The organism is Inquilinus limosus (assembly GCF_002195995.1).
GTDB lineage: Bacteria > Pseudomonadota > Alphaproteobacteria > DSM-16000 > Inquilinaceae > Inquilinus > Inquilinus limosus_C.
In genome coordinates this window covers 190,881-210,068 of record NZ_NHON01000011.1, presented here as the reverse complement: position 1 = coordinate 210,068, position 19,188 = coordinate 190,881, and the positions used below count along the sequence as shown (strand labels likewise).

Genomic DNA, 19,188 nt, shown 5'->3' with positions numbered 1-19,188 from the left:
GTCGAGGACCGGCCGTTGGGCTCGGTGATGGCCGGTCTGGCCTGCGGCCTGGGCCTGACCGAGGAATGGGGCCGCTGGTCGCCCGCCTGGCCGGGCACGCCGGACCCGGCCCGCCCGGCCGGCGACGCGGCCRAGRTCGAGGCCGAGCGGGCCCGGCGCCGGGACGCCGCCGTCGCCGCGGTCGAGCGCAGCTTCGCCGACCTCCGCGACCCGGCCCGGATCCCCGGGATCCGCGCCGGGCTGGCGGCCCGGGTGCGGGAGGCGGACGTCATCGCCTGGCTCGACACCGAGACCACGCAGACCGTCGCCCGCCGCCTCTGCCGCTCCCTCGGCATCGACCCCTACAACTGCTTCGAAAAGCCGGACGTCGCCGACACCGGGTGAGGGGATGGGCCGGGGCCACCCCCTCACCCGAAATCGCTGCGCGATTTCGACCTCTCCCCGGGGAGAGGTGATCAATCCCTCTCCTCGGGGAGAGGGAGGGGCCTGGCGCGAAGCGACGCGAGGGCGAGGGGGCAGCCCGGCGGGGATCGATCCCGGCCGAAGCGTGTTAGCGAAGTGACGCCTGCCGCCGCGGGCGGCTTTCGACACCGCAGCCGGACCGCCGATGATCAATTTCGACAATCTCTGGGCCCTGTTCGCCTTCTACGGCCTGAACGCGCTGTACGCGATCGTGCTGCTCGGCCTCGGCTGGTGGCTGGCGCGGTTCATCGAGCGCTGGATCCTGCGCCTGGCCCACAGCACCCGCCATGTCGACCCGACCATCGCCGATTTCCTGGCGTCGCTGGTGCGCTACCTGGTGCTGGCGGTCGTCGTCATCGCCGTGCTGCAGATCTTCGGCATCCAGACCACCAGCCTGGTGGCGGTGCTGGGCGCCGCCTCCCTGGCCATCGGCCTGGCCTTGCAGGGCACGCTGTCGAACCTGGCGGCCGGCGTCATGCTGCTGATCTTCCGGCCGTTCAAGCTCGGCGACGCGGTCGAGGTCGCGGGCAAGGCGGGCACGGTGCGGTCGCTGTCGCTGTTCATGACCGAACTGGTGACGGCGGCCAACGTCCAGATCCTGCTGCCCAATGGCGCGGTCTGGGGCACGGCCATCATCAACAACACCACCTATCCGGGCCCGGCGAAGATGGAGCTGGCCTTCCAGGCGCCGGCCGGCCCTGCGGGCGACGACCTGGCCCGCGACATCGTCGCGGCGCTCAAGGCCGATCCGCGCGTGGTGCCGGGGACGGAGCCCGGCGTCGCCGTGTCGAAGCTGGTCGACCTGTCGAAGCCCGGCGCCGGGGTGGTGGAGCTGACCGCCACGGCCTCCGTCGCCACCGCCGATGTCGGCGCCGTGAAGGCGGCGCTGATGCAGCGGATCAACCGCAGCATGGGGCGCCTGACCGCGGACGGCCTTGCCTCGGAAGCGCCTGCCTCCTAAAAACCGCGGGCAACCGGAAGATCTGCCCGCATGTCCTCGCTCGCCTCGAAGCTGACCGAAACCGTCGCCGCCGCCTTCGCCGCCGAAGGGCTGCCGCCGGAGCTCGGCCACGTCACCGTCTCGAACCGGCCGGATCTCGGCCAGTTCCAGTGCAACGGGGCGCTGCCGGCGGCCAAGCGCGTCGGCGCCAACCCGCGCGAGATCGCCCAGCGCGTCGCCGACCGGCTGGCGGCGGACCCGCGGTTCCAGGCCGTGTCGCTGGCCGGACCGGGCTTCATCAACCTGTCGCTGACCGACGCCGTGCTGGCCGGCCATGTCGATGGCCAGGCGCGGGACGAGCGGCTGGGCGTGCCGAAGACCAACCCGCCGCGCCGGGTGGTGCTGGATTACGGCGGGCCGAACATCGCCAAGCCGATGCATGTCGGCCACCTCCGCGCCTCGATCATCGGCGACAGCCTGCGCCGCATCGTCCTGTTCGCCGGCGACGAGGCGGTCGGCGACGTGCATATGGGCGACTGGGGCACGCCGATGGGCATGGTGATCAGCGAGATCGCCCGCCGCCAGCCGGACCTGCCCTATTTCGACCCGGACTTCACCGGCCCGTACCCGGCCGAGAGCCCGGTGACGATGGAGGATCTGGAGGTCCTGTATCCCGCCGCCTCGCAGGCGTCGAAGGCCGACCCGGCGCGGATGGAGGAGAGCCGCAAGGCGACCGCCGAGCTGCAGGCCGGCCGGCCCGGCTACCGGGCGCTGTGGCAGCATTTCATCGACGTCTCGATCGCCGGCATGAAGCGCGAGTTCGACTCGCTCGGCGTGCGGTTCGACCTGTGGAAGGGCGAGGCCGCGGTCCACGACCTGATCGAGCCGATGGTCGAGGAGCTGGAGGCCAAGGGCTTCGCCGAGACCGATGACGGCGCCGTCATCGTCCGCGTCGCCGAGGAGGGCGACAGGAAGGAGGTGCCGCCGCTGATCCTGGTCAAGTCGGACGGGGCCTTCACCTACGGCACCACCGACCTCGCCACCATCGTCGACCGGCGGCAGTCGCTGGACCCGGACCTCGGCCTCTATGTCGTCGACCGGCGCCAGTCGCTGCATTTCGAGCAGGTGTTCCGCGCCGCCCGCAAGGCCGGGCTGAACGGCAAGTCGGACCTGGAGCATCTCGGCTACGGCACCATGAACGGGCCGGACGGCAAGCCGTTCCGGACCCGCGCCGGCGGCGTCATGAAGCTCTACGACCTGTTGGACACCGCCACCGAGATCGGCCTGAAGCGGCTGGAGGAGGCGCATCTGGCCGAGGGCTATCCGGAGGAGGAGCGGCGCGAGATCGCCCGCCGGGTCGGCATCGCCGCGGTCAAGTTCGCCGACCTGTCGAACAACCCGTCCTCGGACTATGTGTTCGACCTCGACCGCATGCTGCGCTTCGAGGGCAAGACCGGCCCGTACCTGCAATACGCCGCGGTGCGCGCCAAGTCGCTGCTGCGCCGGGCGGACGGGCAGGGCGACGCGCCCGGCACCATCCTGCCGGCGGCGAACGAGGCCGACCGCGCGTTGATGCTGCAGCTGGGCCAGCTGCCCGACGCGGTGCGCAACGCCTATGACAAGCGGGCGCCGAACGAGCTGTGCGACTTCGCCTACGCCCTGGCGCGCGAGTTCAGCCGCTTCTACGACGCCTGCCATGTGCTGAGCGAGCCGGATCCGGCGCGGCGCGCCTCCTGGCTCGGCCTCGCGGCGCTGACGCTGCGGCAGCTGGAGCTGGCGCTGGGCCTGCTCGGCATCGAGATCCCGGACCGTATGTAAGCCAACGAATTTGGTGTATCGTCCGACCAAAGGTGGAATGACGGGGTAGGAACCGCCATTTTACCATGAGGGCAGAACGCCCCGCCGCGGACCGCCGTCCGCGGGTCGAATGGAAGAGGACGGGTGACCATGACCGGTACTGCCGACCAGAGCGCCGCGCTCAGCGCCGCCTGGGCCGAGCCCTGGGCGTCTGCGGTCGAATACTGGGTCGATGCGGCGCAGCGCAGCGTCCTGTTCTGGGACGTGATGCGCCAGCGCGGCAACCAGTACCTGACCCATGCCGCCGACCCGACGCCGCATGTGCTGTCCTATGAGTTCGAGCTGATCCTCGACGGCCGCACGCTGGAGCGGCCCTGCAACTACATGCTGGTGCGGATCGTGCCGCCCGAGGGCGTGACGGTCGACCCGGACAAGCGGCCCTTCGTCATCGTCGACCCGCGCGCCGGCCACGGCCCGGGCATCGGCGGCATGAAGCCGGAAAGCCAGATCGGCCGCGCCCTCCGCGCCGGCCATCCCTGCTACTTCATCGGCTTCCTGCCGGTGCCGGTGGCCGGCCAGACGCTGGAGGATATCGGCCGGGCGCAGGCCGAGTTCCTGCGCATCGTCGCCGAGCGCCACCCGAAGGCCGAGGGCAAGCCCTGCGTCATGGGCAACTGCCAGGCCGGCTGGGCGCTGGCGATGCTGGCCGCGGTCAAGCCCGGCATCGTCGGGCCGATGATCCTGGCCGGCGCGCCCTTGTCCTACTGGGACGGGCCGCGCGGCAAGAACCCGATGCGCTATCTCGGCGGCTTGGCCGGCGGCGGCTGGCCGGCGGCGTTCAGCGCCGATCTCGGCAACGGCCGCTATGACGGCGCCCATCTGGTGCAGAACTTCGAGAGCCTGAACCCGTCCAACACGCTGTGGTCGAAGCAGTACAACCTGTACAGCAAGATCGACACCGAGGTGGCGCGCTATCTCAGCTTCGAGAAGTGGTGGGGCGGCTACGTCCAGCTCAACGCCAACGAGATCGAGACCATCACCGAGGATCTGTTCGTCGGCGACAAGCTGACGGCCGGGCAGCTCGAGGTCTCCGACCACCGCAAGATCGACCTGCGCAATATCACCTCGCCGATCGTGGTGTTCTGCTCGCAGGGCGACAACATCACCCCGCCGCAGCAGGCGCTGGGCTGGATCCTCGATTTGTACGATTCGACCGACGACATCGTCGCCAACGGCCAGACCATCATCTACGCCATCCACGACGACATCGGCCATCTCGGCATCTTCGTCTCCGGCCGCGTCGCGGCGAAGGAGCACAACGAGTTCATCCAGAACATCGACCTGATCGACACGCTGGCGCCCGGCCTCTACGAGGCGGTGATCATCGAGAAGCAGGCCGACGACCCGAATGCCGCGCTGATCCGCGGCGACCATGTGGTGCGGTTCGAGGCGCGCAGCATCAACGACCTGCGCGCGCTGGGCATCAACACCACCGAGGAGGACAAGGCCTTCGCCACCGCGGCGCGGGTGTCCGAAATCAACCGCGCGCTCTACACCTCGACCGCCCGGCCGCTGGTCCAGGCCCTGGCCAACGAGCCGGCGGCGGAGCTGGGGCGGCGGATGAACCCGCTGCGCCTGCAGTATTCGCTGTTCTCGAGCCGCAACCCGGCGATGGCGCCGGTCGCGGTGGCGGCCGAACTGGTGCGGGCGAACCGCCGGCCGGCGGCGCCGGACAACCCGTTCCTGGCCTTCCAGGACCTGGTGTCGAGCCAGATCGTGGCCGCGCTGGACGGCTGGCGCGACTGGCGCGACCGCTGGATCGAGGGCAGCTTCTACGCGATCTACGGCAACCCGGTGCTGCAGGCGATGCTGGGGATCGGCGACGAGACCCTGGCCGACCGCCGCCCGCCGCGCCGCAACGAGCCGGAAGAGGAGCGCGAGGCGCTGCGCGACAAGGTCGCCGAGGGCGACGTCCATGCCGCCGTGCTGCGCGCCATCCTCTACGTGATCTGGCCGATGCGGGCGGTGGATGAGCGCGGCTTCGCCACGCTGCGCCAGCTCTATGCCGACCGGCTGCCGGGGCACTGGACCTCGCTGGCCGACTTCAAGGCGGCGATGCGCGAGCAGTACCTGATCCTGCGCTGGCTGCCGGAGGAGGCGATGACCGCCCTGCCGGAGCTGCTGCCGGAGGCTGCCGAGACCCGCACCGACGCCTTCGCCGTGATCGAGGCTGCGGCCTCCGCCGCCGGCCCGGTGGCGGGCGAGGTCAAGCTGCGCCTCGACCGCATGCGCGAGGTCTTCGCCGCCGCTCCGGCGGAAGCCGCGGCCAAGCCGGCCCCGGTGCGCCGCGGCCGCACCGGGCGGCCGCTGAAGGTGGTGAAGTAGGCGCTAGGGCCGGCCGCTCAGTTGCCCTGGTAGCGGCCGGCGAAGCGGCCGTGCAGGCCGCAATAGGCCGGCTCGCAGCCATGGTCGGTCAGCGTCGCGCCCTGGCCGGCGAAGCTCAAGTCGATCGAGCAGTGCTGGTCGTCGCCCATCGGCGACTCCGGGTCGGTCCAGCGGGCGCCGGCCTTGGCCGGTGTCGCGCCGTCCAGCTCGATCCGGCAGACGGGGTAGGTCGGCGCTGCCCCGACCGTGTCGATCCGCGCCGCCAGGGTGCCGTCCGGGAACGGGACGACGGTCATCCAGCCATTGCCGTCGGCATAGCCGTAGACGCCGGTGACGCGGCCCTTGTCGTAGCCGGACGCCAGCGCGGCGAAGCGGGTCATGTACTGGCCGCTGAGGCAGTTGCGCAGGCCCTCCGCCGGGCACTTGTTGCGGGCGGCCAACCAGGCGCGCTGGCCGTCGCGCAGCCTGGCCCCGCCGCCGGACCGCAGCGCGGCGTAGAGCCGGCCCATGGTGTGGTCCAGCCAGGACAGGGAGGGATCGGCGCAGATCGCCTTCTCCACCGCCGTGCCGGCCTGGTTGCAGTCGAAGCTGGGCGCGGTCTGGGCGGCGGCGGGCGCCGCGGCCAGAAGCGCGAGACCGGACAGCAGCAGGGCGGAATGGAGAGCGGCGCGCATCACCCCAGGCTCCGGATCGCCGCGACGGCCGCCTGCGGGTCGGTCCAGCCCTCGGCCGTGACGAGCCGGAAATCGGCCTCCGGCACCGCCGCGACGCAGGGCACTTCCATCATTTCGGTCCACCAGGACACGATCTCGGCATCGGCGTCGAAGCCGATGAAGTCGGCGCCGGCCTCGCCGGCCTCCATCGCCTCGTGCCGGCTGGCGCCGGCCAGCACGCCGACGATCGCCTGGGCGCCGACGGCCTTGCGCGCCGCGGCATAGGCGCCGGGGCCGACGACGACGCCGTCGCAGCTTGTCCTGGCCGCCAGGGCGGCATCGTCGCGCAGCAGGAAGGCGACGCCCTGCTCCTGCGCGATATCGCGCAGCCGCTCGATCACGGCCTTCGCCGCGGCCGGGTCGGCGGGCACCGCCATCTCGACGCAGGCAACGTCGCCGGCGCCGAGGGCGGCCGCGAACACCGCCGGATCGAGCTCCGGCGGGATCGCGATGTAGATGCGGGCGTCGCTCAGGATCTACTCCTTGCCCTGGAAGATGCGGACCAGGGTGTCCAGCAGCTCCAGCGCCTCGTCCCGCGGCCGGCGGAAGCAGTTGCGGCCGATGATCGAGCCGTTGCCGCCGCCGTCGCGGATGGCGCGGGCGTCGTCCAGCACCGAGGCGGTGTCCTTGGCGGCGCCGCCGGAGAACACGACGATGCGGCGGCCGGCGAAGCAGGAGCGCATGACCTCGGCCACGCGCTCGGCCTGGGTGCCGATCGCGATCCTGGCGCCGTCGAACTCCTTCTTCGCCTCCTTCTGCTCGATGAAGTCGGTCGGCAGCTTGACCTTGATGACATGGGCGCCGAGCTGGCTCGCCAGATGCGCGGCATAGGCCACCACGTCGATCGCAGTCTCGCCGTCCTTGCTGATGTTGCCGCCGCGCGGATAGGACCACAGCACGGTCGGCAGGCCGACGGCCTTGGCCTCGCGGATCAGCTCGGCGATCTCCTCCATCTGCTCCAGCCCTTGGTCGGAGCCGGGATAGATGGTGAAGCCGATGGCGGTGCAGCCCAGGCGCAGCGCGTCCTCGACCGACCCGAAGATCGCCTGGTCGGCGTCCTCCTTCAGGCGGGACAGGCTGTTCGAATGGTTCAGCTTCAGGATGGTCGGCACCTGGCCGTACAGCTTGCCGGTCGAGACCTCGAGCTGGCCGAGCGGCGCGGCATAGGCGTTCAGCCCGGCATCGATCGCCAGCTGGTGGTGGTAGAACGGGTCGTAGCCGCCGGGATTGACGGCGAAGCTGCGGGCCGGGCCGTGCTCGATCCCCTGGTCGACCGGCAGGATGATCATCTTGCCGGTGCCGCCGAGACGGCCGTTCATCAGGAGCTGCGCGAGCTTGGCCTTCACGGCCGGGTTCTCGCTGTCGTAGTTCGACAGGATCTTCTGCACGCGCGGGCTGATTCTCATCGTCCGTCTTCCTCGAGGCGGTGGATCGGGTCGGCTGCAATCCCTAGCCGAGTGGGTCGGCTTGTTCAACGCCGCCGGCGCACAAATGTTTCGTGATAAATGTAGGATGAATCCACCCGCACTACACCGCTTCGGTGCGCGTCCGGATCGAGGACAGCATCAGGCTGGTCTCGGTCTGCGAGATGCCTTGGACCTGGCGGATCCGCCGCAGTGTCTGGTCGAATTCCTCCAGAGTCGCCGTCTCGATCTCGGCGACGATGTCCCAGCGGCCATTGGTCGAGTGCAGCGCCCGCACCTCGGGGAAGCCGCGCAGCCGCTGGATCACCCGGTCGGCGGCCTGGCCCTCGACCTCGACCATGGTGATGGCGCGGACCTGGTTCGGCTGGCTGCCGGCCTTGACCACGATGGTGAAGCCCTGGATCACGCCGGTGTCGACCAGCCGGTCGATCCGCGCCCGCACCGTGGCGCGGGAGACGCCGAGCGCCGGCGCCAGGGTCGAGACGGGGGTGCGGGCATCGGCCCGCAGCAGCGACAGCAGCTTGTGATCGAGATCGTCCATTCTGATCGGTCTGCCTTGGCAATTTGCGTAGTCTGCTGAGCAAAATAGCCAAGATGCCGGCTTTATGTCACCTCCTGGCAGGGGGATAATCGGCTCTCAATCCTCCGCCAACAGGGATGGCCGGACATGGACGGAACCGATCGCACGCAGCAGCGGCCCCCGCGCATCGCTTTGGTGGGCGCGCCGGTCGAGGTCGGGGCCGGCCATCGCGGCGCCATCATGGGCCCGGCTGGGCTGCGCACCGCCGGCTTGCTGCCCAGCCTGCAGGGCCTCGGCTTCGAGGTCGAGGACCACGGCGACCTGGCGCCGGCGCGGCCGCTGCCGGCCGTGGCCGAGACACCGCAGATGCGCTTCCTGCCGGAGATCGCCGGCTGGTCCCGGGTGCTCAGCGACCGCGCCTATGCGCTGATGAACCAGGGGACACTGCCGATCTTCCTCGGCGGCGACCACAGCCTGTCGATGGGCTCGGTCAACGGCGTGCTGCGCCATTGCCGCGAGGCCGGGCGCGAGCTGTTCGTGCTGTGGCTCGACGCCCACACCGACTTCAACACCCCGGCGACCACGCCGTCGGGCAACATGCACGGCATGTCGGCGGCGCTGCTGTGCGGCGAGCCGGGGCTGGACGACGTGTTCGGGGCCGAGACGCGCGAGCGGCTGGACCCGCAGAACCTGACCATCCTCGGCGCCCGCTCGATCGACCGTGAGGAGCGGGCGCTGCTGCGCCGCCGCGGCGTCGAGGTGTTCGACATGCGCCTGGTCGACGAATACGGCGTCGCGGTGCTGATGCGCCGGATCCTCGACAAGGTCGCGGCGCGGAACGGCGTGCTGCATGTCAGCCTCGACGTCGATTTCCTCGACCCGTCGATCGCGCCGGGCGTCGGCACTACCGTGCCGGGCGGGGCGACCTACCGCGAGGCGCATCTGATCATGGAGATGCTCTACGACAGCGGCCTGGTCGGGTCGCTCGACGTGGTCGAGCTGAACCCCTTCCTCGACGACCGCGGCAAGAGCGCCCTGCTGCTGGTCGACCTGGTCTCCAGCCTGTTCGGGCGGCAGATCATCGACCGGGTCGGGGCGGTGGAACGCGCGGCCTCGGGCGCCCAATAGCCGCGAACCGACAGGACGGGAACAGGAGCAGGATCATGGCCACATCGGCGACCACTCTCATCGAGACCGAAGCCCGCCTCGGCGCCTACAACTACAAGCCGCTCGACGTCGTGCTGTCGCGCGGCGAGGGCGTCTGGGTCTGGGATGTCGACGGCAACCGCTACCTCGACTGCCTGTCGGCCTATTCCGCGGTGAACCAGGGCCATTGCCACCCGAAGATCCTGGCGGCGATGGTCGAGCAGGCGCAGAAGTTGACCCTGACCTCGCGCGCCTTCCGCAACGACCAGCTGGCGCTGTTCTACGACGAGATCGCGGCGCTCACCGGCTCGCACAAGGTGCTGCCGATGAACAGCGGCGCCGAGGCGGTGGAATCCGCGGTCAAGGCGGTGCGGAAATGGGGCTATGAGGTCAAGGGCGTGCCCGACGGCCAGGCCGAGATCATCGTCTGCGAGAACAACTTCCACGGCCGCACCCTGGGCATCGTCGGCTTCTCGACCGACCCGGATGCGCGCGGCGGCTTCGGGCCCTTCGCGCCCGGCTTCAAGGTCGTGCCCTTCGGTGACGCCACCGCCTTCGAGGCCGCGATCACTCCGAACACGGTGGCCTTCCTGGTCGAGCCGATCCAGGGCGAGGCCGGGGTGATGATCCCGCCGGCCGGCTACTTCAAGACCGTGCGGGAGCTGTGCACCCGGCACAATGTCACCCTGATCCTGGACGAGATCCAGACCGGGCTCGGCCGCACCGGCAAGCTGCTGGCCGAGGCGCATGAAGGCATCGAGGCCGACGTCACCCTGGTCGGCAAGGCGCTGTCCGGCGGCTTCTACCCGGTCTCGGCCGTGCTCTCGAACTCTGAGGTGCTGGGCGTGCTCAAGCCCGGCCAGCACGGCAGCACCTTCGGCGGCAACCCGCTGGCCTGCGCCGTCGCCCGCATGGCGCTGAAGGTGCTGGTCGAGGAGGGGATGATCGAGAATGCCGAGCGCCAGGGCGCCTATTTCCAGGCCGAGCTGGCCGGGCTGCGCAGCAACCTGATCCGCGAGGTGCGCGGCCGCGGCCTGATGCTGGCGGTCGAGCTGCATCCGGAGGCCGGCGGCGCCCGCCGCTACTGCGAGGCGCTGCAGAAGCGCGGCGTGCTGGCCAAGGACACCCATGGCGACACGATCCGCATCGCGCCGCCGCTGGTGATCACCCGCGACCAGGTCGACTGGGCGATGGAGCAGTTCGCCGCGGTGATGACCGGGACGGCCTGAGGCCCTTCGCAAATGCTACTGGCGTGGCCGTCTGACGGCGGTTTCTGCGCTTCCGGTGCTCACGGACTTTAACGTCCGCTGCGCGCCGGTTCTCGAAACCGCCGCCAGCCGACTCACGCCAGCGCATTTCCAAAGGACCTCAGCCTCTTTCTCGCAGCCGGCTACTGCTGGTTCGAGACGATGACCGCGACGCGGCGGTTCTCGCGTCGCCCGGCCGAGGAGCGGTTGTCCTCGACCGGCGCGCTCATGCCCATGCCGACCACCTGCATGTCCCGGGCCGGGATGCCGGCCGCGGCGAGGGCGTCGGCGACCGCCTGCGCCCGGCGCTGCGACAGCGCCAGGTTGTAATCCGGCGTGCCGTAGTCGTCGGTGTGGCCCTCGACCCGCAGCCGATGGATGTCGACCGACAGCAGCGCCCGCGCCAGCTGGCCGATGGACTCGCGCTGGCCGGCGGCGAGCGTGGCCTCGTTGGTGCCGAACAGCAGCTTGCTCGACATGCCGAACTCCCAGCCGCTGCTGGTCAGCTCGAAGCCCTGCTGCTTCAGCAGCGCGATCTGGGCCGGGGTCAGGCCGGACTGGCAGCCGGCCAGGACCGGCGCGGCGAGGCCGGCGAGGGTGAGCGACAGGGCGGTGCGCCTAGTGACGAGAAGCAATCTGGGTCCCCCGTTCTTCGAATAATGGCTCCGGCCCGGCGGCGAGCTCCCGTCCGCCGGGCCGGAGGCGTTTGGCGAGATACATGGCGGCATCGGCCCGCTGCAGCAGCGCGGCGCCGTCCAGGGCATGGTCCGGGAACACGGCGATGCCGATGCTGACCGAGGCGGTGACGGCGTCGCCGTCCGGCAGCCGCACCGGCTGCTGCAGGCTGGCCAGGATGTCGTCGGCGACATGCAGCGCGTCGGCGATCTCGGTGACCGGGGCCAGCAGCACGGCGAACTCGTCGCCGCCCAGGCGGGCCACCAGGTCGGTCTTGCGCAGCTGATCCCGCACCCGCGCGGCGACGGCCGCGAGGACGGCGTCGCCGGCGGCGTGGCCGAGATCGTCATTGGTCTGCTTGAAGTTGTCGCTGTCGAGGAACAGCACCGCGACGCGGTGCTGCGCCGCCGCGGCCTCCTGCAGCGCGCCGGTCAGCCGCACCTCGAAGCTGGCGCGGTTCGGCAGGCCGGTCAGGCTGTCATGGCTGGCCTGATGCGCCAGGGATTCGTTCTCGCGCTGCAGCCGCGCCTGCCACGCCTCCAGCTCGCCGAGCAGGGCGTTGAAGTCGCCGGCCAGCTCGTTCAGCTCGGCGATCGCCGCCGGCGGCACGCGCCGGTCGAAGGTCCGCTGGGTGCGGACCCGGTGGGCCACCGTGGCCAGCGTCTGCAGCGGGCCGACGATGCCGGCCACCAGATAGCGCGACAGCAGCAGCGCGCTTAGCGCGCTCAGCACGATGCAGACCAGCACGACGACGGCCCCGATCGCCAGGAAGCGCAGCAGGCCGCGGGCATTGCCGTGCAGCTCGACGCGCCCGATCCCGGCGCCGTCATGGCTGATCGGCTGCAGCACGGGCGAGGCGAAGATGATATCGGCCAGGCGATGATCCAGCTCGGCCAGGGCCGACCCTCCTGGGCGCTGCCAATGGGCGAACAGCGCGCCATGGGCGTCGAACACATTGGCCTCGGCCACGCCGCCTTCGGCGGAGGCGATCAGGCCCAGCGCCTCCTCGGCCGCGGCGCGGTCCTTGAACACCAGCGCGGCCTCGACCGTGTAGCTCATCGAGGTCGCGATCAGCTGCAGGTTGCTGCCGGCATAGGCGCGCAGGGCGGCGAAGCCGGCGACGGTCAGGGTCAGCCCGGCCAGCGTCACCGCCAGAAGGGCGACGCCGAGATGGGCCCGCCGCAGCACCCGCCGCAGCGGCGGCCGAGGCTCCCGGGCGTCGCCCCGCCGGCTCACGGCGCCGTCTCCTTGCGCCGGCCGAGCTGCAGCACCTTCGGGCTCACCCGGACGCCGCCGCGGGCCACGGAATCGAGGTTGATCTGGAACGACACCTGGGTGCCCCGGACCTGCAGGCAGAACATGCCGCCGACGGTGCAGCTGTCGTCCTGCTCGCTGATGCTGAGCACCGGGCGGCCGGCCAGGCGTTCGAAGATCTGCCGCCGCTCGGCCTCGCCGACCCGGCCGAGATAGACGACGTCGCAATCCTCGCCGGGCGATCCGTCGGTACCAAGGCGATCTCCCAGGACCGGGCGGCCCGAGGGCTGCACGGCGCCGGCCAGGAGGTCGCGGGCATAGTCGGCCGGGCCGATCACGCACAGGCGCAGCCGCGGCGGCTCGACCGGCCAGCGGGTGTAGCTGATGATCCCCATCACCACCTGCTGGACCGCGGCGGCGCTGTCCCGCGGCGGGTCCTGGGCCCGGCCGGGCATGGCCAGGGCCAGCAGCGCGGCGCCGGCTGCCGCCAGCGCGCGGATGGCGCGCCGCAGCGGCAGCCCTGGACGCCCCCCGGCGACGGGCGCGCGCCGGTCAGGCCCGCAAGGCGGTCCGGCTGTGGCCGGGGGAGGCGAGGATCGGCCGATCGGCGGCTGGGATGGTCGGGCGAAAGGCGCGCGATCGGCACGGCGTCGGAACAACGGGATCTCGGGACAATCTCGGGCTGCGGCAATGATCATTCGTCTGCCGCCTTGCATCAGGCCGCATGGACGATGCCGAGGATAACATCGTTACGCCGCAGGAACATCCTGAGACCGTGCCAAAGTTGAGACGATCCGGCCGGGCTGACGCTTCAGGGCAGCCGGGTCCTGGTGTAAGAGGAGCCCATGGAAGTGCTGACCGACCTCGCCGTCCAGGTCCTCGAGACGGCGGACCCACTGCACAAGATCGAGCTGAGCCACCAGGCCGCCGCGGCCTGGCGCCAGCGCGCGATCCCTGTGCTCGGCACCCGCCGCCCGCCGCCACGGCCGGCCCGCCCGGCGCAGCCGGAGCTGCGGCGGCCCGGCGACATGCCGAAGCGCCGGCTGGGCGGGGAGGCGGGGCGGATCGCCCTGCTGCACGCCTTGGCGCATATCGAGCTGAACGCGATCGACCTGAGCTGGGACCTGATCGCCCGCTTCGCCACGGCGGAGACGCCGGAGGGGTTCTTCGACGACTGGGTCAAGGTCGCCGACGAGGAGGCGACGCATCACGGCCTGCTGTCGGTGCGGCTGAACCAGCTCGGCTCCGCCTACGGCGCCCTGCCGGCGCATGACGGGCTGTGGCAGGCGGCGGAGGAGACGGCGGAGGACCTGCTCGGCCGGCTCTCGGTGGTGCCGCTGGTGCTGGAGGCGCGCGGCCTGGACGTGACGCCGGAGACGGTGGAGCGGCTGGAGCGGGCCGGCGATGCCGACAGCGCGCGCATCCTGCACCGGATCTACACCGACGAGATCGGCCATGTCGCCGCCGGCCGGCGCTGGTTCGAATGGGAGTGCGGCCGCCAAGCCATGCCGCCGGTCCCGACCTATCACGCGCTGGTGCGCCGCTATTTCCGGGCCAAGCTGAAGCGGCCCTTCAACGTGCCGGCCCGCGACCTGGCCGGCTTCGCTGCCGCCTTCTACGAGCCGCTGGCGGAGTAGGGATCAGCCCTTGCGCTCGTAGATCACATACAGTTTGCGGGCCGAGGTCACGTTTGCCCAGGTCCCGGTGAAGCCGGCCGGAATGACGAAGCTTGCCCCGGCCTCGAAGCGGCGGATGCCGCCGGATTCGTCGGCGAGTTCCACCGTCCCGGACAGCAGGTGGCAGAACTCCTCCTCGGTGTAGGTTACGCGCCAGGCACCGATCGCGCCTTCCCAGATCCCCGAGGAGAACTGGCCGCTCGGATCGTCGTAGAAGTTGCGCACCGTCTGCACCGGGTCGCCGGCCAGCACCTTGGCCGGATCCGGCCGGTAGGTCGTGTCCTCGGACCGGGCGGCGGCGAAATCGACGATGTCGGCGGCGGTCTTGCTCATGGCGGCCTCGCATGCGGGAGGCGCGAGACTGCCGGCTTCAGCCGGTGCTGTCGAGGCTCCAGGAGGGGCGGGCGAAGCGCTCGGCCATGAAGTCGACGAAGCTGCGCACCTTGGCCGACAGGGTGCGAGCCGGCGGGTAGACGGCGTGGATCCCGAGCTCCGGCAGCCGCCATTCCGGCAGCACCTGCACCATCCGCCCGGCGGCCAGGTCCGGCGCGGCGATGAAATCCGGCTGCCGGGCGATGCCGTAGCCCTCCCGGATCGCCGCCTGGATGGCGTCGCCATTGTTGATCTGCAGCCGGGCGTTGACGCGGATGCGCGCCTCGCCCTCCGGGCCGGTCAGCACCCATTCGCCCCGGTCGCCGCCATAGGCATAGGCGATGCAGCGATGCTGGGCGAGGTCGGAGGGATGCTGCGGCGTGCCGTGCGTCGCGAGATAGGACGGAGCGGCGCAGAGCAGGATGCGGCAGGGGGCGAGGCGGCGGGAGATCAGCGAGGAATCGGCCAGCCGGCCGATCCGGATCGCCAGGTCGGTGCCGTCCTCCAGCAGGTCGACGACCCGGTCGTTCAGGGTCAGGTCGACCGAGACCTCGGGATAGCGTTCGAGATAGCCGGCCATGGCGGGGGCGACATGCAGCACGCCGAAGCTCATCGGCGCGTTCACCCGCAGCAGTCCGCGCGGCCGGGCGTGCAGCGCCGCGGCCTCTTCCTCAGCCTCGAGGACGTCGGCTGCGATGCGCTGCGCCCGGCGGTAGAAGGCGGCGCCGGCCTCGGTCAGGCTCAGCCGGCGGGTGGTGCGGTTCAGCAGCCGGGTGCCCAGCCGGGTCTCGAGGTCGAGGATCGCCCGGCTGGCCAGCGCGCGCGACAGGCCCAGCTGCTCCGCCCCCGCGGCGAAGCTGCCGGCATCGACGATGCGCACGAACAGGTCCAGCGTGGTGAGGCGATCCATGATTGTCAAAAATGGATCAACAATCTTTTGATGTCACGCCGGATTATCAAAATCGACAACAGGCGCAATATGAGGGCTGGCGGAGGTGCGGTCGGCCGTCCCGTGCCGCCACGCCCTGGAGATCAACCATGTCCACGATGCCCGCGCTCTTCGTCTCCCACGGCTCGCCGATGCTGGCGCTGTCGGACGAGCCGGCGGGACGGTTCTTCGATGCGCTCGGCCCGTCGCTGCCGCGGCCGGACGCGATCCTGCTGGCCTCGGCCCATTTCGAGACCGAGGTGCCGACCGTCGGCGCGGTGCAGACGCCGGAGACGATCCACGATTTCTACGGCTTCCCCGAGCCGCTGTACCAGGTCCGGTACCCGGCCACCGGGGCGCCCGGCCTGGCGCGCCTCGCCGCCGAGCGGATCGCCGCCGCCGGCCTGCCGGTCGAGATCGACCAGACCCGCGGCCTGGACCATGGCGCCTGGGTGCCGCTGCGGCGGATGTATCCGGCGGCAGACATCCCGGTCGCGACCCTGTCGATCCAGCCGCATCGCGATCCCGCCCATCACTACGCGGTGGGCCAGGCGCTGCGCGGGCTGCGGAAGGAGGGGGTGATGGTCCTGGCCTCCGGCTCGCTGACCCACAACCTCCGCGCGCTGGACTGGCGCGGCGGGCCGGACGCCCCGGTCTCCGGCTGGGCCCAGGCGTTCATCGACTGGGTGGCGGCGGCGGTCGAGGAGGGCCGCGTCGACGACCTGCTGAACTACCGCCGCCTGGCGCCCGAGGCGGTGAAGAACCACCCGGCCGACGAGCATTTCCTGCCGTTCTTCGTCGCGCTCGGCGCCGGCGACCTGCCCGGCCGCCGGCTCCATGCCAGCGTCACCATGGGCGCTCTGGCGATGGACGCCTACTCGTTCTAGCCTTCGATTTCCGCTCTCCAACCCTCCCTCGTCATGGCGAGGCGCGTAGCGCCGTGGCCATCCAGGGGCCGGTGCGAGCCGCCCTGGATCAAGCTGATCTCGCCGCGGAAGCCGCCGGTGCTGCGGGCCGGCTCGCCGCGCTCGATGGCATGGGCGAACTGCACCGCCGGGTCGGCCTCCAGCCGCTCGAACAGGCGCTGCAGGCCGGGATAGTCCCGCCGGTCGACCACGTCGTGATACTTGGTCCAGCGGGCGATGCCGATGAAATAGGCGTCGGCCAGGCTGCGCTCGCCCAGCAGCCAGTCGCGGCCGCCCAGCATCGCCTCCAGATCGGCATGGGCCTTGGCCACCTTGGCCGCGCCATAGGCCCGCAGCGCGTCCCGCTCCGGCCCCGCCGCGCCATGCTCCAGCGTGTACCAGAGCGGGCTGAAGGCGTTGAAGAAGGCGGTGTTCAGGAAGCCCAGCGCCTGGTTCAGCCGGTCGAAGCCCGGCGTGCCCTGGCGGAAGGCGAGGCCGCTGTCGACGCCCTGCGCGCCGAGATGGTTCAGGATCGCCAGGCTCTCGCTGATCGTCCGGCCATCCGCCGTCAGCAAGGTCGGCGTCTCGCCGACCGGGTTCAGGCGGCGATAGGCCTCGCCCTGCACCACCTCCGGCATCTCGATGCGGCTCAGCCGGTACGGCAGGCCGAGCCATTCCAGCGCCACGATCGAGCCGAGGGAGCAGCCCGAGGGCACGCCGTAGAAGAGGATCTGGTCCATGATGGGGTCCCGTGTTGCGGTTGCCCCGGAAAGATGCCCTTGTGGACTTCGGGCCTGTAGTCGTGCATCTGTGAACCCAAGGTCCACGGATATGGACGATGGGCGTGCTGAACCTCAACGACCTGATCCTGTTCGTCCGGGCCGTGGACGCCGGCGGCTTCGCCGCGGTGGCGCGGCGGCTGGGCCTGCCGAAATCGACCATCAGCAAGCGGGTGGCGGAGCTGGAGGCGGCGCTGGGCGCGCGGCTGATCCACCGCACCTCGCGCAGCTTCGTGCTGACCGAGCTGGGCCGCGATTTCTACGATCATGCCCGCGGCGCGATGATCGAGGCGGAGGCGGCGGAAGGCGTGGTCCGGCGCCGGCTGGCCGAGCCGAGCGGCACGGTGCGGATCACGGCGTCGGTGCCGACCGCCCAGTTCCGCCTCGCCGGCCTGCTGCCGGTGCTGGCCCGGGCCTATCCGAAGATCCGGCTGCAGCTGCATGTGACCGACCGTTTCGTCGACCTGGTGCAGGAAGGCTTCGACATCGCGGTGCGCAGCCATTTCGCGCCGCTGCCGGATTCGGAGCTGATGCAGCGGCGGATGGCGGTCGAGCGCATCACCCTGGTGGCGGCGCCGGACTATCTGGCGCGGCGGGGAATACCGGCTGGGCCCGAGGATCTCGCGGAGCATGACGGGCTGCTGACCGCCCCCTCGGCTACGGTCTGGCGGCTGCGCCATCGCGACGGCCGCGAGGTGCAGGTGGCGCCGGCGTCGAGCTTCACGGCCGATGAATCGGTGGTCTTGCGCCAGGCCGCCGCCGCGGGCCTGGGCATAGCCTGCCTGCCGGAGACCATGACCGCCGAGGCCCGGGCCGATGGCACGCTGGCGCCGGTGCTGCCGGAATGGGAGGCCGGCACGGTGTGGACGACGCTGCTGACGCCGCACCGGCGCGGCCAGCTTCCCGCCATCCGCGCCGTCATCGACTTCCTGGCGAAGGAGGCCGCTTAGCTGCCCCGTCGAGGGAAGGCGTCACGGCCACCTCTTCCACAAACTACGGAACGACCACATTTCTGGTGTAGGCTGACTGACAGCAACCGACAGGTTCTGGCCTGCAGATGACCGACGAAACCACCAACCTCGTGCTGGAGCACCTAAAGCGGCTCCAGGCCGAGCAGACCGCATCGCGGGAGCGTGATCAGGAAATCCTGTCGCGGCTCGCGCAGATCGAGATCGGCTTGGCCCGCCTCGCCCGTGATCAGGCGTCCAACCATGCCGAGACGGTTGAGGACCGGCATGTCGTCGACAAGATCAAGTCGCGGCTCGACCGCATCGAGCGGCGGCTCGACCTGGTGGAGCATCCGCCTCAATAGCAGCCGCTGCTCCGTCGACGCCGCAGCTAGCCCTTCTGTGCCGCGGCCAGCACCGCCTCCACATGGCCGGGCACCCGCACGCCGCGCCACAGGCCGCGGACGATGCCCTGCTCGTCGACCAGCACGGTCGACCGGTCGATGCCCATGTATTTCCGGCCGTACATCGACTTCTCGACCCAGGCGCCGTAGCGCTCAACCGTGTCGTCGTCCTTGGCCGAGGCCAGGGTGAAGGTCAGGCCGTATTTCGCCGCGAACTTGTTCAGCGCCGGCACCGGATCCTTGGAGATGCCGATGATCTCGGCGTCCACGCCCTCGAACTCCGGCAGCGCATCGTTGAAGCCGCAGGCCTCCTTGGTGCAGCCGGAGGTGTCGGCCTTCGGGTAGAAGTAGACGATCACCTTCTTGCCGCGCAGGGCGGAGAGCGTGACCGTGCCGCCGCCGGCCTTGGGTAGGGTGAAGTCGGGGGCGGGCTTGCCGATCTCGACGCTCATGGGAATCTCTCCAGAAGGGTTTGCCGCTTCGTTGACTAGACCGGCGGCCATGGTTCCGGCAAGGGGCCGCCGCAGCCGGACCGCCGCCGCGCTGTGCCCTTGATCAGCGGTGCGCCGAAGCATACCATCCTATGAGAAAGCAAGTATCGACAACGGTTTCAT

At 70.8% G+C, this 19,188-nt stretch carries 21 protein-coding genes; 10 read left to right on the top strand and 11 right to left on the bottom strand.

Annotated elements, in window-relative coordinates; translation table 11 throughout:
* The 4 genes from BWR60_RS08735 to BWR60_RS08720 all read left to right on the top strand — a co-directional run.
* Positions 1-384, top strand: a 384-nt coding sequence (locus tag BWR60_RS08735) for a hypothetical protein (protein ID WP_218823404.1), incomplete at its 5' end; no start/stop codon positions are given.
* A gap of 223 nt (positions 385-607) precedes the next feature.
* A complete protein-coding gene (locus BWR60_RS08730) occupies positions 608-1,423 on the top strand; it encodes a mechanosensitive ion channel family protein (protein ID WP_088150609.1) in 816 nt (271 codons plus the stop codon).
* Between the two features lie 30 nt (positions 1,424-1,453).
* Complete coding sequence (gene argS, locus BWR60_RS08725; protein WP_088150608.1) at positions 1,454-3,220, top strand: arginine--tRNA ligase; 1,767 nt, start codon at positions 1,454-1,456, stop codon at positions 3,218-3,220.
* 129 nt (positions 3,221-3,349) lie between these two features.
* On the top strand, positions 3,350-5,584 hold the full coding sequence (locus tag BWR60_RS08720; protein ID WP_088150607.1) for a DUF3141 domain-containing protein: 2,235 nt from the start codon (positions 3,350-3,352) through the stop codon (positions 5,582-5,584).
* Between the two features lie 17 nt (positions 5,585-5,601).
* On the opposite strand, the gene BWR60_RS08715 is transcribed toward BWR60_RS08720, so the two are convergent.
* From BWR60_RS08715 to BWR60_RS08700, 4 genes are all read right to left on the bottom strand, one after another.
* Positions 5,602-6,258 (bottom strand): lysozyme inhibitor LprI family protein, encoded by a 657-nt coding sequence (locus BWR60_RS08715; protein WP_088150606.1) that lies wholly within the window; start codon positions 6,256-6,258, stop codon positions 5,602-5,604.
* Positions 6,258-6,719, bottom strand: coding sequence for a thiamine phosphate synthase (locus tag BWR60_RS08710; RefSeq protein WP_088150605.1), 462 nt, complete (start codon positions 6,717-6,719; stop codon positions 6,258-6,260). The genes BWR60_RS08715 and BWR60_RS08710 overlap by 1 nt, the downstream gene beginning before the upstream one ends.
* A gap of 54 nt (positions 6,720-6,773) precedes the next feature.
* Positions 6,774-7,703, bottom strand: coding sequence for a class I fructose-bisphosphate aldolase (locus BWR60_RS08705; protein WP_088150604.1), 930 nt, complete (start codon positions 7,701-7,703; stop codon positions 6,774-6,776).
* A gap of 121 nt (positions 7,704-7,824) precedes the next feature.
* Positions 7,825-8,262: an Lrp/AsnC family transcriptional regulator gene (locus BWR60_RS08700; protein ID WP_088150603.1), complete on the bottom strand. Its 438-nt coding sequence runs from the start codon at positions 8,260-8,262 to the stop codon at positions 7,825-7,827.
* Positions 8,263-8,388: 126 nt separating this feature from the next.
* Here BWR60_RS08700 and rocF point away from each other — a divergent pair, with 126 nt between their 5' ends.
* Both rocF and rocD read left to right on the top strand, forming a co-directional pair.
* A complete protein-coding gene (gene rocF / locus BWR60_RS08695) occupies positions 8,389-9,369 on the top strand; it encodes an arginase (protein WP_088150602.1) in 981 nt (326 codons plus the stop codon).
* Positions 9,370-9,404: 35 nt separating this feature from the next.
* Positions 9,405-10,616, top strand: a complete 1,212-nt coding sequence (gene rocD, locus BWR60_RS08690; RefSeq protein ID WP_088150601.1) for an ornithine--oxo-acid transaminase — start codon at positions 9,405-9,407, stop codon at positions 10,614-10,616.
* A 161-nt stretch (positions 10,617-10,777) separates the two neighbouring features.
* On the opposite strand, the gene BWR60_RS08685 is transcribed toward rocD, so the two are convergent.
* Genes BWR60_RS08685 through BWR60_RS36915 form a run of 3 tightly spaced genes read right to left on the bottom strand, consistent with a single transcriptional unit; the run spans position 10,778 to position 13,018 of the window.
* Positions 10,778-11,269, bottom strand: a complete 492-nt coding sequence (locus BWR60_RS08685) for an OmpA family protein (RefSeq protein WP_218823403.1) — start codon at positions 11,267-11,269, stop codon at positions 10,778-10,780.
* Positions 11,253-12,545 (bottom strand): diguanylate cyclase domain-containing protein, encoded by a 1,293-nt coding sequence (locus BWR60_RS08680; RefSeq protein WP_179221683.1) that lies wholly within the window; start codon positions 12,543-12,545, stop codon positions 11,253-11,255. The genes BWR60_RS08685 and BWR60_RS08680 overlap by 17 nt, the downstream gene beginning before the upstream one ends.
* Entirely contained in the window at positions 12,542-13,018 is a 477-nt protein-coding gene (locus BWR60_RS36915; protein WP_179221682.1) for a YfiR family protein, read from the bottom strand. Before BWR60_RS36915 ends, BWR60_RS08680 begins: the two co-directional genes overlap by 4 nt.
* A gap of 390 nt (positions 13,019-13,408) precedes the next feature.
* On the opposite strand from BWR60_RS36915, the gene BWR60_RS08670 reads away from it, so the two are divergent.
* A complete protein-coding gene (locus BWR60_RS08670; protein ID WP_088150598.1) occupies positions 13,409-14,200 on the top strand; it encodes a ferritin-like domain-containing protein in 792 nt (263 codons plus the stop codon).
* Between the two features lie 3 nt (positions 14,201-14,203).
* On the opposite strand, the gene BWR60_RS08665 is transcribed toward BWR60_RS08670, so the two are convergent.
* Both BWR60_RS08665 and BWR60_RS08660 read right to left on the bottom strand, forming a co-directional pair.
* Positions 14,204-14,572: a cupin domain-containing protein gene (locus tag BWR60_RS08665; protein WP_088150597.1), complete on the bottom strand. Its 369-nt coding sequence runs from the start codon at positions 14,570-14,572 to the stop codon at positions 14,204-14,206.
* A 37-nt stretch (positions 14,573-14,609) separates the two neighbouring features.
* Positions 14,610-15,521 (bottom strand): LysR family transcriptional regulator, encoded by a 912-nt coding sequence (locus BWR60_RS08660; protein WP_088150596.1) that lies wholly within the window; start codon positions 15,519-15,521, stop codon positions 14,610-14,612.
* Positions 15,522-15,649: 128 nt separating this feature from the next.
* On the opposite strand from BWR60_RS08660, the gene BWR60_RS08655 reads away from it, so the two are divergent.
* Positions 15,650-16,426 carry a dioxygenase family protein gene (locus BWR60_RS08655; RefSeq protein WP_088150595.1) on the top strand — a complete coding sequence of 259 codons (777 nt, stop codon included), beginning with the start codon at positions 15,650-15,652 and terminating at the stop codon, positions 16,424-16,426.
* On the opposite strand, the gene BWR60_RS08650 is transcribed toward BWR60_RS08655, so the two are convergent.
* Positions 16,423-17,184 (bottom strand): glutathione S-transferase family protein, encoded by a 762-nt coding sequence (locus tag BWR60_RS08650; RefSeq protein ID WP_088150594.1) that lies wholly within the window; start codon positions 17,182-17,184, stop codon positions 16,423-16,425. The genes BWR60_RS08655 and BWR60_RS08650 overlap by 4 nt on opposite strands.
* A gap of 98 nt (positions 17,185-17,282) precedes the next feature.
* Here BWR60_RS08650 and BWR60_RS08645 point away from each other — a divergent pair, with 98 nt between their 5' ends.
* The gene (locus tag BWR60_RS08645) at positions 17,283-18,173 is read left to right on the top strand and encodes a LysR family transcriptional regulator (protein WP_088150593.1); all 891 of its coding nucleotides are present in this window, start codon (positions 17,283-17,285) and stop codon (positions 18,171-18,173) included.
* A gap of 107 nt (positions 18,174-18,280) precedes the next feature.
* A complete protein-coding gene (locus BWR60_RS08640) occupies positions 18,281-18,535 on the top strand; it encodes a hypothetical protein (RefSeq protein ID WP_088150592.1) in 255 nt (84 codons plus the stop codon).
* A gap of 26 nt (positions 18,536-18,561) precedes the next feature.
* Here BWR60_RS08640 and BWR60_RS08635 read toward each other — a convergent pair whose 3' ends face one another.
* Complete coding sequence (locus BWR60_RS08635; RefSeq protein WP_088150591.1) at positions 18,562-19,026, bottom strand: peroxiredoxin; 465 nt, start codon at positions 19,024-19,026, stop codon at positions 18,562-18,564.
* Positions 19,027-19,188: the final 162 nt, after the last annotated feature.

Excerpts from the sequence above, each read along its gene's own strand:
- BWR60_RS08730 (WP_088150609.1), top strand. The coding sequence starts at position 608 with ATGATCAATTTCGACAATCTCTGGGCCCTGTTCGCCTTCTACGGCCTG.
- argS (WP_088150608.1), top strand. The coding sequence starts at position 1,454 with ATGTCCTCGCTCGCCTCGAAGCTGACCGAAACCGTCGCCGCCGCCTTC.
- BWR60_RS08720 (WP_088150607.1), top strand. The coding sequence starts at position 3,350 with ATGACCGGTACTGCCGACCAGAGCGCCGCGCTCAGCGCCGCCTGGGCC.
- BWR60_RS08715 (WP_088150606.1), bottom strand. The coding sequence starts at position 6,258 with ATGCGCGCCGCTCTCCATTCCGCCCTGCTGCTGTCCGGTCTCGCGCTT.
- BWR60_RS08705 (WP_088150604.1), bottom strand. The coding sequence starts at position 7,703 with ATGAGAATCAGCCCGCGCGTGCAGAAGATCCTGTCGAACTACGACAGC.
- BWR60_RS08700 (WP_088150603.1), bottom strand. The coding sequence starts at position 8,262 with ATGGACGATCTCGATCACAAGCTGCTGTCGCTGCTGCGGGCCGATGCC.
- rocF (WP_088150602.1), top strand. The coding sequence starts at position 8,389 with ATGGACGGAACCGATCGCACGCAGCAGCGGCCCCCGCGCATCGCTTTG.
- rocD (WP_088150601.1), top strand. The coding sequence starts at position 9,405 with ATGGCCACATCGGCGACCACTCTCATCGAGACCGAAGCCCGCCTCGGC.
- BWR60_RS36915 (WP_179221682.1), bottom strand. The coding sequence starts at position 13,018 with ATGCCCGGCCGGGCCCAGGACCCGCCGCGGGACAGCGCCGCCGCGGTC.
- BWR60_RS08670 (WP_088150598.1), top strand. The coding sequence starts at position 13,409 with ATGGAAGTGCTGACCGACCTCGCCGTCCAGGTCCTCGAGACGGCGGAC.
- BWR60_RS08665 (WP_088150597.1), bottom strand. The coding sequence starts at position 14,572 with ATGAGCAAGACCGCCGCCGACATCGTCGATTTCGCCGCCGCCCGGTCC.
- BWR60_RS08660 (WP_088150596.1), bottom strand. The coding sequence starts at position 15,521 with ATGGATCGCCTCACCACGCTGGACCTGTTCGTGCGCATCGTCGATGCC.
- BWR60_RS08655 (WP_088150595.1), top strand. The coding sequence starts at position 15,650 with ATGTCCACGATGCCCGCGCTCTTCGTCTCCCACGGCTCGCCGATGCTG.
- BWR60_RS08650 (WP_088150594.1), bottom strand. The coding sequence starts at position 17,184 with ATGGACCAGATCCTCTTCTACGGCGTGCCCTCGGGCTGCTCCCTCGGC.
- BWR60_RS08645 (WP_088150593.1), top strand. The coding sequence starts at position 17,283 with ATGGGCGTGCTGAACCTCAACGACCTGATCCTGTTCGTCCGGGCCGTG.
- BWR60_RS08640 (WP_088150592.1), top strand. The coding sequence starts at position 18,281 with ATGACCGACGAAACCACCAACCTCGTGCTGGAGCACCTAAAGCGGCTC.
- BWR60_RS08635 (WP_088150591.1), bottom strand. The coding sequence starts at position 19,026 with ATGAGCGTCGAGATCGGCAAGCCCGCCCCCGACTTCACCCTACCCAAG.